Below are 16,667 nucleotides of genomic sequence, written 5' to 3' on the forward strand. Positions count from 1 at the left end.
TATATAGGTATTATACTACAATACACAACAATATACAACACTAAAATCCAAAAATATTGACATTAAAATAGCCCGTAATATCGGGCTTAAAGAAATGTTTTCTAGTTATTTAGTTGCAAAACAACGGTCTTCATACGGAAGGTCCTCTTTACAATATTCACGTAACAAAACCTTATTTCCATAAATCCTCGGCAATTTAACTCCTCCCCACAGGATACGGCGGCCTATGCCCAGGAATATTCTTCTTTTATAACAATTTTCCTCCTATTAAGGGGAAGAAATCCTCCCGGAAGTCCAAAAAGAAACCTGCTTAAAACCAAAAAATGGGCGGAAAGCATATAGCACCACCCGGTTTTTGTTTCTCCAATTTTTTTTAAACCATAAATAATAGCCTGGCTCTAGACAGGATACTCCCCGGTGAATACTTCCTCGGCGGGGCCTGTCATGTAGACATGGTTATTTTCCGCCCACTCAATTAACAGGTCTCCACCCTTTAAATGCACCGTTACCCGCCGGCCGGTGTGACCGTTCAAGGCACTGGCCACAGCGGAGGCGCAGGCTCCCGTGCCGCAGGCCATGGTCTCACCGGCGCCTCTTTCCCAGACCTTCATGATCACTTCCTGCCTGCTTAAAACCTGAATGAATTCAACATTGGTCTTGTTGGGAAAGGCCCTGTGCTTTTCAATACAGGGGCCAACTTCCCGCAGGGCAACCATTTCAGCATCTGGAACAAAAATTACACAGTGAGGGTTGCCCATGGAAACCGCGGTCACATGGTAAGTTTTGCCGTCTACCAGCAGCGGCTCGTTGATTACCTTACCGGGCGGACCCTCCATAGGTATCTCAGGCCGCTCCAGGCGGGGCTCTCCCATGTCGACCCGCACCAACTTAACCTTACCGCTTTCTATTGTCAGCTCGGGAATGATCATGCCGGCCAGGGTTTGCACCTGTATTTTATCTTTCTTTACCAGGCCCCGCTCGTAAAGGTATTTAGCCGCACAGCGGATGCCGTTGCCGCACATCTCCGCCTCGCTGCCGTCAGAATTTATTATGCGCATGTTCACATCGCCGTTGTCCGCAGGCAACAGCAGGATCAGGCCGTCCGCCCCGACGCCGAGGTAACGGTCGCATACTCTCGCGGCAAGCGCTGGCGCCTGCTCCAGGTCCAGCTTCTCTTCAAAACAATTAACCAGGACAAAGTCATTGCCGAGGCCGTGCATTTTGGTAAAAAGCAAAGGGTCAACCTCCTTACCTGACTGGATATATTTATTATTCTATCCTAATCACACTTTCAGGTACATAACTTTTTTTCTGGCCTCTCCGGTTAAATGCTGAAATAATATACCTGAAACAGTGGGCGCCGCTGATAAGGCTAAAATCACAGCCCAGTGCAGCCCATGCAAGGGCACTACATGGAAAATTGACTGGAGAAAGGGCACATAGTCAACCGCTAGCTGCAGGGCAGTCGATATCAGCACGGCCCCGACCAGGTAAGGGTTAGTGAAGAAACCCAACTCGAGTATGGTATGAAATTCGGACCGGCAGGTAAACACATAAAACATCTGAAAGAAAACGATGGTATTAAAGGCCATGGTCCTGGCCAAGTCCGTGCCTCCCATCCTTGCTCCAATCCAGAACGCAACAAGAGTGCCCAGACCGATTACCGTACCGTTGGAGACAATTCTCCAGGCCATGCCGTGTGAAAACACACTCTCCCTTGGGTGACGCGGCGGCCGGCGCATAATATCATGGTCAATAGGGTCCACTCCCAGCGCCATAGCGGGAAGCCCGTCGGTAACCAGGTTCATCCACAGGATCTGTATCGGTACCAGCGGCAGCGGCAGCCCGGCCAGCATCGCAATCAGCATAGTCAACACTTCCCCGGTGTTACAGGAAAGCAGGTAGCGAATGAATTTCCGGATATTATCGTAAATCCCCCTGCCTTCCTCGATCGCAGCCACAATGCTGCTGAAGTTGTCGTCGGTGAGGACCATGGCCGAGGCTTCCTTGGTAACATCTGTCCCGGTGATGCCCATAGCGACGCCGATATCAGCTTCGTTGACAGCCGGGGCGTCGTTCACTCCGTCACCGGTCATGGCTACCACGTGCCCGGATTGCTTTAAGGCTCTGACAATTTTAAGCTTATGCCTCGGTGAAACTCTGGCAAAAACCGAAGCCCTGCCGACTTGTTCTATAAAAGCCTGATCCGGCATGGCATCCAGGTCGCGGCCGGTTAAAACCAGGTCCTTTTTAGCAAGGATCCCCATTTCCCCGGCAATAGCCCGCGCCGTAAGCTGGTGGTCGCCGGTAATCATAACCACCTTTATCCCGGCCCTGCGGCAGGTTTGCACAGCTTTCACAGCCGCCGGGCGGGGCGGGTCAATCATCCCTGCCATACCCAGGTAAATCAGGCGATTTTCAACCAGCTCTTCTGTAAACTTCCCGGTTTCAGCCGGCAGTTCCCGGTAGGCAAACGCCAGCACCCGCAGCGCCTTCTCAGCCAGACCGGCGTTAGCAGTCAGGATCTCTTCCTTCTCCCGGCTGGAAAGGGGCACAGCCAACCCGTTTTTATAGACATGGGTGCAAAGGTCCAGGATTACATCAGGCGCCCCTTTAACATAAGCCCGCAAAGAGCCGCCCGGCTGACGGCAGACCACGGTCATGCGTTTCCGCTCTGAGTCAAAAGGAAGTTCACTCTCCCTGGGCTCCTTCAACTCAATCTTTTCCCGCCAGAAGCCGGCTTTTGAGGCCATAACCAGAAGCGCTCCCTCGGTAGGGTCACCCAGCACTGTCCACTCTCTGGCCGGGCGCCCCTTGATTAGCCCCCGGAAAAGCCCCCCTATGCTGATCCCGCCGCGTTCGATAATTGAATTATTGCAAAGCGCGGCCGCCTTCATTAACAAGTTAAAGTGCTCCCTGTGCCTGTCCACCGTGCCGGTAAACTCTCCCTTGGGATCATAACCTTCCCCGCTTACTTCGACAGTATCACCTCGAATTACCACCTCGCGCACAGTCATTTCATTCTGGGTAAGGGTGCCGGTCTTATCTGAACAAATTACTGTGGCGCAGCCAAGCGTTTCCACAGCGGGCAGCTTGCGGATAATAGCGTTGCGCTTAATCATCCGCTGCACGCCTATGGCCAAAGCCACCGTGACAATAGCAGGCAGGCCCTCCGGTATAGCGGCAACCGCCAGGCTCACTCCGGCCAGGAACATTTGATAGGCCTCTTCCCCGCGCAGTATTCCCACTACAACTACAACGGCGCAGATTAAAAGGCAGAAGGACACCAGCCACCTGCCTAACTGGGACAAACGGCGCTGCAGCGGTGTTGTTTCCTGGCCGACTTCCTGGATCATCCCCGCAATTTGCCCCATTTCCGTGGCCATGCCTGTGTGCACAACAATACCGCTGCCCCGGCCTCTGGTAACCACTGTGCCGAGGTAGGCCATATTGAAAGTATCGCCAAGGGCCAGGTCTTGTCCGCTCAGTGTTGTTTCCACCTTCGGCACCGGCAGTGACTCCCCGGTCAGCGCGGACTCTTCTATCTCCAGGCTGGATGTCTTAAGCAGGCGCAGGTCAGCCGGGACTCTGTCTCCCTCCTCCAGGACAACAATATCCCCGGGAACCAGTTCCACAGTCCTTACCCTGCGCTCCTGCCCGTCCCTAAACACTCTGGCTTCGGGCGAGGTCAATTTTTTCAGGGCTTCCAGAGAACGCTCCGCCCTGTATTCCTGGACAAAACCCAATACAGCGTTTACAGCCACAATGATCATGATCGTAACCGCGTCGGCATATTCCCCCAAAAAGCCTGAGACAGCCGTCGCCGCCAGGAGCACCAGCACCATAAAATCCTTAAACTGGTTCAGGAAGAGTACCCACGGAGGAGTTTTGGGCGCCTTGAGCAGCTCGTTGGGGCCGAACCTGGCTGCCCTTTCCTTAACCTCCCTGTCGGTCAGCCCTTTTTTAAGATCTGTTTTTAACCTTTCTACAACCTCCTGCTCGGTTAGGGAGTACCAGCGAGCGGGCATAACAGGTCACCTCTTGTTCAAGTTTTCCTAATTATTCCATTCATATGCCCGGCCGGCAAAAAAAATTACCCCCAGTGGAGGACATGCTGTGTTTCTTTTCTCTATTTGATAGAATCATGATTTATTATATAATGTGAACAGCTGTTCAAGGAATGGGGACACATCTCTATTTGGAGCCTATTCTCTAAGGACGAGCTATGTCCCCAAATTATTTGAGGAGCAGCTAATTCTCTTTTATCTGCGGAGGGAAACCATGCCTTTTGACGGCCTAGTGCTTAAAGCGGTTTGCGGGGAACTGGAAGAAAAACTTTTGGGAGGGCGGATTGAAAGGATCTACCAGCCCGGCAAGATGGAACTGTTGATACTGGTCCATAAGCCCGGCGCCCGGCAAAAACTATTCCTGTCGGCAGACGCCCGCAACGCCCGGGCCCACCTTACCGCCACCTCCAGGGAAAATCCAGCCGCGCCGCCTCTTTTCTGCATGGTCCTGCGCAAACACCTTGAAGGTGGGCGCCTTACCGGTTTTAGCCAGCCAGGACTGGAAAGAGTACTGGTGATAAAAATAGACGCGCGCGACGAATTTGGGCGCCCGGCCGAGAAACACCTGGTTTGCGAGATCATGGGCAAACATAGCAATATCATCCTCTTAGACCCTTCAACAAACATAATCATTGACGGAATCAAAAGGTATTCTCACGCTGTAAGCAGGTTCCGGGAGGTATTGCCGGGCCGGTCGTACCTGTTCCCGCCGTCCCAAGAAAAACTGGACCCACTCACGCTCAATGAAGAGGGTTTTCGCCAGGCCTGCCTGGACTCACCACTGGACACACCGCTGCCAAACCTGCTGCAAAAGCGTTTTGAAGGTTTAAGTACAGTTACCTGCAGGGAAATCGTATATAGAACCGGCCTCCCGCTGGAGACCCTGCTGGACCACTGCGGCGATTACGAGCTCCGCTTAATTTGGCAGGAGTTCACCAAAATAATAGACCAGGCGGGCACGGGCCACTTTGAACCCTGCCTGACAGCGGGCAGAAAGGGGGAACCTCTGGATTTCGCCGCCCTTGACCTAAGCCACACAGGTCAAAAAAGGAAGCACGGGGAGATGAATTTCCTGCTGGATTTATACTTTGCCGCCCTGGAAAGCAAGGAGCGGTTAGAACGCCAGAGGAGTTCGCTGGCGGCCCTGATCAATAAAGAGACAGCCAGGGTTGAGAAAAAGCTCGATCTGTACGCTGCCGGCATCGATGAGACTGCCGGTCTGGAAAGACTGGGGCTTTACGGTGAGCTGCTGACAGCCAATCTCTATCGTCTGAAGCAGGGGCTTACAGAGGTTACCCTGGAAAATTACCACGAAGAAGAAAGCCCTCCCGTCACTATTCCTCTCGACCCGCTGCGCACGCCGGTAGAGAATGCGCAGTCATTTTTTAAAAAATACCAAAAAGCCAAAAACACCAGAACGGCCTTAAGCTCCCTGCACGCACAGGCTCTGGACGAACTGGCCTATCTTGACAGCATCAGGACCTCTTTGGATCAGGCCGCCGGCCTGTCTGAGCTGGCAGAAATAAAACAGGAGCTCTTGGATCAGAAATATCTAAAACCACAGTCGCCGGGACCGGTAACCCATAAATCAAAAAAGGAAAAACATGTGCCAAAACCTTTCTCCTTCCAGTCTTCCGACGGTTTTGTGCTGCTGGTGGGCAAGAACAACAAGCAGAATGACTATCTTACCATGAAAATAGCACGGGATGATGATATCTGGCTGCACGCCAAAGACATCCCCGGCGCCCACGTGATTATCCGGGCGGAAGGGAAAGAGCCGCCTCCGTCCACCCTGGCTGAAGCAGCCGGGCTGGCGGCATTTTTCAGCAAGGCCAGAAAGTCCAGGAACGTCCCGGTGGACTACACCATGAAAAAACATGTCCACAAACCAAACGGGTCGAGGCCGGGCATGGTTATCTACGTCCGGCAGAAAACAATTATGGCGGCGCCTAATGAAGAATTGGTTGAAAGGCTCAGCAGCCCCCAAGCTGATCAATAAAACAACTTTTACCACCATGTGCAGAATTTCACAAAAAAATGTTGAAAGCGGCACAAAATAAAGTTAGAATAAAAACAAAATCAACCAATCAGGCAGTAAATCTTAAATTCCGGTGGAATATACCCCAAGTTAGGAGTGGTAACCGGTGAAAGAATACTCCAAACAAGCGATTTACGCCTTCTTCATTCTTTTATTAGCTTATTTTTTATTAGTAGGGTGTTTGTGGCTGCTGCAGGTGAACCAGTTAATCAACTTCCAGACGGAGGTTAATGGTGATATCCTCCCTCTGATGGCCAGTGTGCCGTTTGTGGCGCTCTACCTTCTGGTACTAATCGCGGCAACAGCGGGATATGCCCGCGGGGCGATTATGGCCAAGGAATTGCCCTTTAAAACAGTATTAAAACAGGAATTAAAGGACAAAAAAATGAGCAGCGCCACTATCAAGACCAAAACCCGCAGCACTGCCATGGTTTACGACGATACTCCCTTTATGTGGGCGCTGAACGACATCATTTCGGCCAGGATCTCGATCCTGCCCGTTATTGACAAGGAAAAGAATGAAGTGAAGGGAGTTATAACCAGCACTGATTTCTTAAAAAAACTGCAGGAAGAACTGAAATTCCTGCAGGAGAAAAACACCGCTTCCAGAGACGGAACGCCTGACTCCACAGCCATGGCAGACAACCAATACCGTCAAATAGTAAAAAACCTGCAAAAGCGTTTGGAAGAATGCAAGGTAAAGGACCTCAATCCACAAAACCCGGTAGTGGTGAACTCAAACGAGAATTTGCATACGGTAATGCATAAAATGATTGAAAAACAGTTCACCAAACTTATTGTAGTCGGGAATGACAACTCTTTTTCAGGCACTGTGGACGCTCTGGATTTAATTGGTGAAATTTATGAAAACGACAACGGGAATTGATTCATATGTTCCTGCTGCCCGGCTTAACCGCCGGAAGGCCCTTCCTGCATAGCGGGCAGTCCCCGGGGTCATAGGAAACTGCTTTAACTGTCAACAGCGCTTCCTTGTTCACTCCCAGATCGACGATCCCGCCGCTTCTGTCCACAAGCACCCCCGCGCCTACCACTTCACCGCCCAGGCTGCGGACTAAATCGATAACCTCACTGACCGAACCGCCGGTGGTGATAACATCCTCCACCACCAGAACTCTTTCACCGGGATTAATTCTAAAGCCTCTCCTCAGCGACATAACGCCGTTTTCCCGCTCGGTGAAGATGCCGCGCACTCCCAACGCCCTGGCGGTCTCATAAGCGACAATGATCCCCCCGGTAGCCGGACCCGCAACAGCGGTAATATTTTCACCGGCAAACCTGGCGGCCAGTTCCCGGCAGAGTTTTTCCGTGTGGACAGGGTGCTGTAAAACCAGGGCGCACTGGAAATACCGGTCGCTATGCCTGCCTGAAGTCAGCTTAAAATGTCCGGTGAGCATAGCCCCGGTTTCCAGGAAGATAGATGTGATTTCTTCTTTACTCAGCATAAGGGTTCTCCTTTTCTATCTATTTCTAATGTTATAACCTTCCCATTATTTTCATACCGGAAGCTGGAATAATATCTTCCTGCGCCAGCGGCTGGTTAAAGTGAATAACAATCTCCACTATTTCCGGCACATTGCAGACTCTGATGGGCGGTCCCCAGGTGCCGAAACCACTGGATACAATGAGCTGGAAATTCTCCTTGCGCAAGTACCCCCAGTCAGTCTCAAAGATTCTTTTGGTTAATAAGTTAAAGGGGAATAATTGCCCTTTATGGGTATGACCCGAAAGCTGCAGGTCGACGCCCTGCTCCTGTGCCCCTACAGGCTGGTGGTTCAGCAGCAAAACCGGCAGTGAACGGTCTACTCCTTCCATAACGTCCGATAGCTGCCGCCTGGCAGTCCCTGTGAAACGGTCGTGCGACCGCTCGTCCCGGCCGACCAGGTAAAAACTGTCCTCAATTTTTTGATAACTGTCGCGCAGCACCGTGATGCCGGCTTCCTGCAGACAGCGGAAAGCTTCTTCCTGGTGACCGCCGATATATTCATGGTTGCCGAAAACCGCGAAGGCGCCGTGCTTCGATTTTAAGCCAAGCAGGCTGTCCGACATTTTTTGTTCTATAAAAGGCCCGATATTTTCGTCGATAATGTCGCCCGGCAGCAGGATCAGGTCGGGGTTAAGGCTGTTGACGTTCTGCACCAGTCTGAGCAGTCTGCCGTTATGGACAATCCTGCCCAGGTGAATATCAGACACCATCACAACTCGCAGTTCACTTGTATCGCCCGCGGCCTTGGGGATATTCAGGTCATAATGGACAAGCCGCGGGTTTCTTGAGTTCCATGCCCCGTAAATAACCAGCGCGGCTACAGATATAACTACAAACAGGCCTGTCCAGGCAGGCAGGCTTTTAACAGCAGGCAGGGCAAAGCCTGACCAGCGGGCCAACAGCCTTATTATATCGACAGCCAAAATAAACAGAAAGAAAAAGTCCATCGCCGCCAGCCAGTATGAGCCAACGACTGTCAAAAAATCACCGGCTGCGGCCGGCAGGTATTTCTCCCCAAACCTGCCGGCAATGAAGGACAAAGCCAGCAGGCTGAAAAGCAGCCAGTAAATCACGCCGAAACCGGGCGCCGGCAGCCTGCCGAAAGCCTGCCAACCCCGCCAGCCTATATAAAGATTTATCAGTCCGTAAATTAAAAAAAATACGCCGAAAAAAGCAAAGAACTGTATTTTCACCTGTCGTTACCTCAATACCGCCAGTTTATTTTCTTTTTGCCGGGTGCAGGGGTATCTCAAGCGCGTCCAGATCTTCTTCGAGCAAAGCCAGCCTCTGCTCTACAAAATGACGGGCATCTTTAACGGCCTGGTTATAAATATAAGGAGATATTTCTTTAAGCAGATAATCCAGGAAGATTTCGGAGGCTAAATGACCTGCCTCCACGGAAAACTCCTCAGTAAGATAATTTTTTATCCTGCCGGCAATTTCAAGCTTTTGTTCTTTTGGTAATTTGATAAACAAGGTTTAATCCCCTTCAAGGTTTTTCAATTTAAGTTGCTTCAATCTCTGCCAGTATACCCATGGCTGCCGCGACCGGATCAGAGGCCGCGGTAACGGGCCTGCCCACTACCAGGAAAGTAGCGCCTAGCCTGACGGCCTCTCCGGGGGTCATGGTCCGTTTTTGATCGCCCGCCGCCGCTCCTGCAGGGCGTATACCAGGCGTGATGATGACAAAATCCTTGCCGCAGTTTTTCCTGAGAGCTGCCACCTCCCGCGGCGATGCCACCACTCCGTCCAACCCTGCTTCTTTTGCCAGTAAAGCCCAGGCGACTACCCGCTCCTCAATTGAACCCGGCAGGCCGATCTGGTTATTGAACACCTCCTGGCCGATGCTGGTAAGGACGGTCACAGCCACCACCAAAGGAGGTTTGATGCTGGCCCTGGCGGCCTCATCGCGCGTGGCTTCCACGGCGGCGCGCATCATTTCCCCGCCGCCCGCGGCATGCACGTTTAAAATAGCGGCGCCGTACCTGGTAAGGACCCGGGCAGCGCCGGCCACGGTGTTAGGGATGTCATGGAATTTTAAATCAACAAAAACAGGCGCTTGCCTGGCCTTTAGCCGGTGCAGCACCTCCGGGCCGGCGCTGTTGTATAGCTGCATGCCTACCTTAAAGCCGCCCGCGTAAGGCGCCAGCCTTTCAACGAGCGCTTCCGCTTCTTCTGTAGTATTGACATCCAGGGCGATAAGCAACGGGTTCTTGAACGTGTCCATTTAATCACTATTCTCCCACAAACTAATATTTGATAATATAATTACTCCTTTTACACTTATAAGACTTTTTTCAATGAAACAAATTGACAGGATTTACAGGATTTTATAAAATATACATAAAGATTTTACAACAAGCGCCGCGTTGAAATCCCTGAGCAAGGCCCCTTCCTTCATGTACAACACTCCTTAAAGCAAGTCTATATAGAATTGTTATGTGCTGCTCCCACCAGTTCGTGGATGCTTTGAACCCCGCTCGCCGCCAGGTAGTTCTCAATGCCGTCTATGATGTCCACGGTGGCCCGGGGGTTGACAAAATTGGCCGTGCCTACCGCGACAGCTGTCGCTCCGGCCAGGATGAATTCAAGGGCATCGTCCGGCGTCATGATCCCGCCCATGCCGATAATGGGCAGCTTTACTTCCCGGTATACCTGCCAGACCGCCCGCACCGCCACGGGCCGGACAGCCGGCCCGGAAAGCCCGCCCATAACATTGCCCAGGATGGGCCGTCTTGTTTTCACATCTATGGCCATGCCCAGCAGGGTGTTGATCATGGACAGGGCATCAGCGCCGGCCTCGGCGACTTTTTCGGCCACGTCCACAATGCTGGTGACATTGGGTGAGAGTTTAACAATCACCGTCTTTGCCGTGTTGGCCTTTACCGCCCTGGTCACTTCCGCCGCCATGACCGGGTCGCTGCCGAACTGCATCCCGCCTTTTTTCACATTGGGACAGGATATGTTAACTTCTAGGCCGGCCACTCCCGCCGCTCTTTCCAGCATAGCCGCGAGCCCGGCGTAATCCTCGACTGTTTCTCCCGCTATGTTGACTATTACAGGCAGGTCAAAGCCGGACAGGTAGGGCAGCGACTCTTCAATAAATTTTTCCACACCGGGATTCTGCAGGCCGATAGAGTTAAGAATACCCGCCGGCGTCTCCACCAGCCTGGGAGTGGGGTTGCCCGGGCGTGGCTCTAAAGTTATACCTTTAACGATGATGGCGCCGAGACGGTTCAAATCGATATAAGGAGCGTATTCCGGCCCAAAGCCAAAAGTCCCGGAGGCTGTGGTGACGGGGTTCTTCATGGTAATGCCGCCGACTTTTACAGACAGGCCGCTCATGCCCACACCACCTCTTCAACCGGAAATACCGGACCGTCCAGACACACCCTCTGGTGCCGGAAACCGCCCTTCCCGTCTTTTACCTTGCAGGCGCAGGAAAGGCAGGCGCCTATACCGCAGCCCATCCTCTCCTCCAGTGATACCTCCCCGCTAAAACCGTTTTCCCTGACAGCTGCGCAAAGCTCCTTCAGCATGGCGGCAGGGCCGCAGCCGTATACATAGCCGGACATTTCTTCGTCAGGGTTATAATCCCCGCAGCTGTGCACAGGCAGGCGAGCGTATAAATCAAATAACTCCACCACAGTCCCGCGGTGGCCTGTGGAACCGTTATCGGTAGCCAGAAGGACAGTATGCCCCAGGGCTTTGATTTCATCAACGCAGATAAGCTGTTCCTTCGCAGCGGCGCCCAACAGGACGGTGGCTTTGTGTTTAAGCCCGCTCAATTCCTGCAGGAAGAAATAAAGAGGAGCCACACCGATGCCTCCGGCCACTGCGAAAACATTCTCACTGCCCGCGGGCAAGGTAAAGCCGTTCCCCAGCGGGCCAAGCACATCGACCAAATCCCCGCCTTTTAGTCTTGACAGCAGGGCTGTGCCCCTGCCTGCAACCCGGTACAACAGCTTTACCTCTCCTTTTTGCCGGTCCACCGTGTGAATGCTGATCGGCCTGCGCAAAAGAGGGTCATAAGTGTTGCCGCAGCTAACGTGTAAAAACTGCCCCGGCCGCGCGGCGGCAGCAACTTCAGGAGCGTTTAAAGCCAGCCGGAAATGCCCCTGCATAACTTCGTTCTGTTCAACAACTTCTGCGTTCACAACCAGTGACAAACTAAAAACCTCCCGTTTCGGTAGTGGGTCGTGGGCCGTTGGACGTGGGTATATCCTGCATTCCAATTTAGTCGTAGGCTGTAGGTCGTAGGCTGTAAGCCCTAGGGTAGGTATATCCTGCATTCCTAACAGGTTTTTAACCCAAAAGAATTACTTTCACACTTACGCCCTACGCCTTATGGCTTATAATGTCATGCATACCACGTCATACGCCGTACGCCTTACGGCATAGGTTTCTCACGTTTCATTCCCACATCTCAAACTGTAGGTCCTGATGCAACAAAAACTTTCGTTTTACTCCTAAATACCAGTCTAAACGACAGTTTGCTATTGTGCAAATAAAATTGTAAAAATCAGACAAGAGAACCCTCTTGTCTCTTCTCCCGTAACCCAAGATTGCAGGTTCGGATTTATCGAACAAATAGTGCGGCTGAAGTCGCACCTCAAATTCAGTAGTTGGTCGTCGATCGTTAGATGTCGGTATATACTGCATTCCCAACATGTCTTTTTACGGCTTACGGCTTACAACTGTTTTTCCCACTTCTCACTTCTCACTTCCCATTACCCAAGATACTCCTGCAGCGGGACGAGCCTGTTTTCAGCCAGCACATTCATGATCGCCCTGATAGTGTCAAGGGAGGTCAGGCACGGCACACCATACTCCACTGCGGCCCTGCGTATCTGAAAGCCGTCCCGTTCCGGGGCCTTGCCCCTGGTTAGTGTGTTTATCACCAGGTTAATCTTATTGGCCCGGATCAGGTCCACTATATGCGGTGACCCTTCATGGACCTTTTTCACTACCCCTACTTCCAGGCCTGCTTCCCGCAGGGCCGAGGCTGTGCCAGAAGTAGCAAGTATTTTATATCCCAACTCAGCCAGACCCTTGATAATAGGAATGGCTTCTTTTTTGTCCCGGTCGGCGATAGTGGCCAGCACCGTCCCTGTTTTCGTAAACATGTAGCCGGCCGCCACCATGGCTTTGTAAAGAGCCACTTTAAAATCTTTGTCTACTCCCATAACCTCGCCGGTCGACTTCATTTCCGGCCCCAGGGAGATATCAACCTGAAGCAGTTTGGCGAAAGAGAAGACAGGCGCTTTGACCCCGATAAAATTGCTCTCAGGGTAAAGCCCGCTGCTGTAACCCAGTTCTTTTAGTGTTTTGCCCATGATTAGCCTGGTCGCCAGGTTGACCATGGGGATGCCTGTAATTTTGCTTAAATAAGGCACGGTCCGGCTGGACCTGGGGTTAACCTCAAGGACATAGATCTTGTCATCATGCAAGACGTACTGGATGTTGATCAGTCCCTTGACTTTAAGCGCCCTGGCCAGTTTAAGAGTATAGTCAACCACAATCTCTTTGATTTCCCGGCTTAAAGATTGGGGCGGGTAGACGGCGGTGCTGTCGCCGGAATGCACCCCCGCTCTTTCTATATGCTCCATTATACCCGGGATTAGGATGTCCACACCGTCGGAAATGGCGTCAACCTCCAGTTCCTTGCCGAAGAGGTATTTATCCACCAGCACCGGGTACTCCGGGGTTACTTTTACCGCTGTGGCCATATAATTCAGCAGTTCGTTGTTGTTATAAACTATCTCCATAGCCCGCCCGCCCAGGACATAGGATGGGCGAACCACCACCGGAAACTCAATTTCAGCAGCGATTTTCAGCGCTTCATCCACTGAAAAAGCAGTCCTGCCGGGCGGCTTGGGGATGCCCAGTTCGATCAGCAGGCGGTCAAACCTTTCCCGGTCCTCCGCCCTGTCGATATCTTCCACAGATGTGCCCAGGATTTTAACCCCCGCTTTTTCCAGCGGTTTGGCCAGGTTTATAGCTGTCTGGCCGCCGAACTGGACAATAACCCCTTCCGGCTTTTCCCTATCCAGAATATTTAAAACGTTTTCTGTGACAAGCGGCTCGAAATACAGCCTGTCGGCAGTATCAAAGTCGGTGCTGACCGTCTCCGGGTTATTATTGACGATAATCGCCTCGAACCCTTCCTCCCGCAGCGCCCAGACCGAATGAACAGAGCAGTAGTCGAACTCGATGCCCTGGCCGATGCGGATGGGACCGGAGCCCAAAACCATCACCTTGCGCCTGGCGGTCGGTTCGGCCTCATCTTCCTCGTCGTATGATGAATAATAGTATGGCGTAACCGCTTCAAATTCGGCCGCGCAGGTATCAACCATCTTAAAGGTGGGTATGATCCCGTTTGCTAATCTTTGGGAACGGATCTCCGCCGCGGACGTACCGGTCAATTTGGCCAGGTAGCTGTCGGAGAAACCCATTTTTTTGGCTTTATCCAAAAGTTCCGCCGCCAGTCCCTCTTTTGCCGTGACGGCGCGGATCTCTTCCTCTAACTCTAAAATGCCCTGCATCTTGTCAAGGAAAAACCGGTCAATTTTAGTAATCTCGTGTACCCGCGCGCAGGGTATCCCCCGGCGCAGCGCCTCGGCCACCAGGAAAAGCCTTTCGTCATCCGCCCGGCGCAGCCTCTCTTCCAGATCATGGAGGCTCAAATCCTCAGTTCCGGGCAGGAACAGGTGGTCAAGGCCGATTTCCAGGGAGCGGACAGCCTTGAGCAGGGCACCTTCGAAAGTACGGTTGATGGCCATGACCTCACCGGTCGCCTTCATCTGGGTGCCCAGGACACGGTCTCCCTGGGCAAATTTATCAAACGGCCAGCGCGGGTACTTGAGCACCACATAGTCCAGGGCAGGCTCGAAGCAGGCATAGGTCTTGCCGGTAACAGCGTTCTTAATCTCGTCCAGTCTCAGCCCCATGGCTATTTTCGCCGCCACCTTGGCGATAGGGTAGCCTGTAGCCTTGGAAGCCAGGGATGAAGACCTGGAAACCCTAGGGTTGACTTCGATAACATAATACCTGAAGCTGTGCGGGTCCAGGGCAAACTGGACGTTGCAGCCGCCTTCAATCCCCAGGGCCCGGATAATCTTAAGTGAGGCTGCCCTGAGCAGCTGGTACTCCTTGTCGGACAGGGTCTGCGAGGGCGCTACCACAATGCTGTCTCCGGTATGGATGCCCATAGGGTCGATATTTTCCATATTACAGACAGTGATGCAGTTATCCGCCCCGTCGCGCATCACCTCATATTCGATTTCCTTCCAGCCCACCACGCACTGCTCAATGAGCGCCTGGTTGATGATGCTGTGTTTCAGGCCTCTAATTACTGTGGCTCGAAACTCCTCCATGGTGTAGGCGATACCCCCGCCGGTGCCGCCGAGCGTGTAAGCGGGGCGAACAATCAGAGGCAGGCCGATTTTAGCGGCAAAATCCTCTGCGTCTGCCAGGTTGGAAACTATAACGCTCTCAGGGATGGGCTCGTTGATCGACTGCATCATCTCCTTGAAAGCTTCCCGGTCCTCCGCCCTTTTGATCGCCTCCAGCGAGGTGCCCAGCAGGACTACGCCTTCTTCCGCCAGCACTCCGGATTCCGCCAGCTGCAGGGCTAAATTCAAGCCGACCTGCCCGCCCAGGGTAGGCAGCAGTCCGTCAGGCCTTTCCTGCCTGATCACTCTGGAGACAAATTCCACTGTAAGAGGTTCTATATAGACGCGGTCCGCCATATTGGTGTCGGTCATGATTGTAGCCGGGTTGGAATTGATCAGGATCACTTCCAGCCCTTCTTCGCGCAGCGAGCGGCAGGCCTGTGTCCCGGCGTAGTCAAACTCAGCCGCCTGCCCGATAATGATCGGCCCGGAGCCAATTACCATAACCTTTTTGATGTCTTTTCGCAGCGGCATGCTACCTGCCCTCCCCGGCCATCTTTGTCAGAAACTCGTCAAAGATGTATTCCGAGTCCTTCGGCCCCGGCGAGGCCTCAGGGTGATACTGGACAGAAAAGACCGGCAGGAATTTGTGCCTCAGCCCTTCTACTGTGCCGTCGTTGAGATTGCGGTGGGAGACATAGATGTCCAGCCCCCGCATTGATTCTTCGTCAACTGAGAAACCATGGTTATGAGAGGAAATATACACACGCCCGGTGGCCAGGTCTTTGACCGGGTGGTTGGCCCCGCGGTGCCCGAATTTCATCTTGTATGTCCGCGCACCCATGGCCAGGCCCAGGATCTGGTGCCCCAGGCAGATGCCGAGCAGAGGCTTTTTATCAATCAATTCCTGCACTGTTTTAATCGCGTAAGGAACGTCAGTGGGGTCCCCCGGCCCGTTGGACAGCACTATCCCCGCCGGGTTGAGCGACAGTATTTCTCCGGCGGTGGTTGTGGGCGGCACCACCACCACTTCGCAGTTCCGTTCCCGCAGGCAGCGAATGATATTCAGCTTAGCCCCGAAGTCCATCAGGACCACTCTGAAGCCATCGCCGGGTAATGTGTAAATCTCGGTTGTCGCAACTATAGGCACAAGCTCCTGCCCGGTCAGTTGAGGGCAGTTTTTAGCCCGCTCTACCAGCGCTTGTGAGTCGGTCTCACCGGTGCACAGCACGCCGCGCATCGTGCCGTAGCTACGCAGCCGCCTGGTCAGAGCGCGGGTGTCGATACCGGCCAGGCCGATTACATTCTCCTTTTTCAAAAAGCTGTCTATGGTTTCGGACAGGCGCCAGTTGCTGGGCTGCCTGCATTCCTCCCGCACCACAAAGCCGCGTACATACGACTTCTTGGACTCGAAGTCTTCTTTCATAATCCCGTAGTTGCCGATCAGAGGGTAGGTCATCACTACGATCTGACCGCAGTAGGACGGGTCCGTGAGCACCTCCTGGTAGCCGGTCATACCGGTATTGAAAACCACTTCTCCCCATTGCTCCCCTGCAGCGCCGAAAGCATGGCCGGTAAACACGGTTCCGTCTTCCAGGGCCAGAGTTGCCAGCATAAGAAACACCTCCGCTTTAATTTGGAAAATAAGTGAAAGAACCTTTTTA

The 16,667-nt window shown here is 52.9% G+C and carries 12 protein-coding genes; 2 read left to right on the forward strand and 10 right to left on the reverse strand.

The genetic code is table 11. The features are described 5' to 3' along the window. Positions 1-398: 398 nt before the first annotated feature. Together dapF and Pmgp_RS12325 are read right to left on the reverse strand one after the other, a co-directional pair. On the reverse strand, positions 399-1,235 hold the full coding sequence (gene dapF / locus Pmgp_RS12320) for a diaminopimelate epimerase (RefSeq protein WP_134214288.1): 837 nt from the start codon (positions 1,233-1,235) through the stop codon (positions 399-401). A gap of 48 nt (positions 1,236-1,283) precedes the next feature. Continuing rightward, positions 1,284-4,028 carry a calcium-transporting P-type ATPase, PMR1-type gene (locus Pmgp_RS12325; protein ID WP_134214289.1) on the reverse strand — a complete coding sequence of 915 codons (2,745 nt, stop codon included), beginning with the start codon at positions 4,026-4,028 and terminating at the stop codon, positions 1,284-1,286. A gap of 253 nt (positions 4,029-4,281) precedes the next feature. Here Pmgp_RS12325 and Pmgp_RS12330 point away from each other — a divergent pair, with 253 nt between their 5' ends. Together Pmgp_RS12330 and Pmgp_RS12335 are read left to right on the forward strand one after the other, a co-directional pair. Next, positions 4,282-6,066, forward strand: a complete 1,785-nt coding sequence (locus Pmgp_RS12330) for an Rqc2 family fibronectin-binding protein (protein ID WP_134214290.1) — start codon at positions 4,282-4,284, stop codon at positions 6,064-6,066. Positions 6,067-6,211: 145 nt separating this feature from the next. After that, positions 6,212-6,991, forward strand: a complete 780-nt coding sequence (locus tag Pmgp_RS12335; RefSeq protein WP_134214291.1) for a CBS domain-containing protein — start codon at positions 6,212-6,214, stop codon at positions 6,989-6,991. A gap of 1 nt (position 6,992) precedes the next feature. Here the strand turns inward: Pmgp_RS12335 and pyrE are convergent, their stop codons facing one another. The 8 genes from pyrE to carA all read right to left on the reverse strand — a co-directional run bounded on the left by pyrE (position 6,993) and on the right by carA (position 16,618). Beyond that, a complete protein-coding gene (pyrE, locus tag Pmgp_RS12340) occupies positions 6,993-7,568 on the reverse strand; it encodes an orotate phosphoribosyltransferase (RefSeq protein ID WP_427910034.1) in 576 nt (191 codons plus the stop codon). Between the two features lie 31 nt (positions 7,569-7,599). Beyond that, a complete protein-coding gene (locus Pmgp_RS12345; protein WP_134214292.1) occupies positions 7,600-8,802 on the reverse strand; it encodes a metallophosphoesterase in 1,203 nt (400 codons plus the stop codon). 25 nt (positions 8,803-8,827) lie between these two features. Next, complete coding sequence (locus Pmgp_RS12350; RefSeq protein ID WP_134214293.1) at positions 8,828-9,085, reverse strand: DUF2164 domain-containing protein; 258 nt, start codon at positions 9,083-9,085, stop codon at positions 8,828-8,830. A gap of 28 nt (positions 9,086-9,113) precedes the next feature. Beyond that, positions 9,114-9,836, reverse strand: coding sequence for an orotidine-5'-phosphate decarboxylase (gene pyrF / locus Pmgp_RS12355; RefSeq protein ID WP_134214294.1), 723 nt, complete (start codon positions 9,834-9,836; stop codon positions 9,114-9,116). A 197-nt stretch (positions 9,837-10,033) separates the two neighbouring features. Continuing rightward, positions 10,034-10,954: a dihydroorotate dehydrogenase gene (locus Pmgp_RS12360; protein ID WP_134214295.1), complete on the reverse strand. Its 921-nt coding sequence runs from the start codon at positions 10,952-10,954 to the stop codon at positions 10,034-10,036. Beyond that, a complete protein-coding gene (locus Pmgp_RS12365; protein WP_243119834.1) occupies positions 10,951-11,778 on the reverse strand; it encodes a dihydroorotate dehydrogenase electron transfer subunit in 828 nt (275 codons plus the stop codon). Before Pmgp_RS12365 ends, Pmgp_RS12360 begins: the two co-directional genes overlap by 4 nt. Positions 11,779-12,339: 561 nt before the next feature. Continuing rightward, positions 12,340-15,537: a carbamoyl-phosphate synthase large subunit gene (gene carB / locus Pmgp_RS12370; RefSeq protein ID WP_134214296.1), complete on the reverse strand. Its 3,198-nt coding sequence runs from the start codon at positions 15,535-15,537 to the stop codon at positions 12,340-12,342. A 1-nt stretch (position 15,538) separates the two neighbouring features. After that, positions 15,539-16,618 carry a glutamine-hydrolyzing carbamoyl-phosphate synthase small subunit gene (carA, locus tag Pmgp_RS12375; protein WP_134214297.1) on the reverse strand — a complete coding sequence of 360 codons (1,080 nt, stop codon included), beginning with the start codon at positions 16,616-16,618 and terminating at the stop codon, positions 15,539-15,541. Between the last annotated feature and the right edge of the window lie 49 nt (positions 16,619-16,667).

The sequence above is a fragment of the Pelotomaculum propionicicum genome (assembly GCF_004369225.1).
Lineage (GTDB): Bacteria > Bacillota > Desulfotomaculia > Desulfotomaculales > Pelotomaculaceae > Pelotomaculum_B > Pelotomaculum_B propionicicum.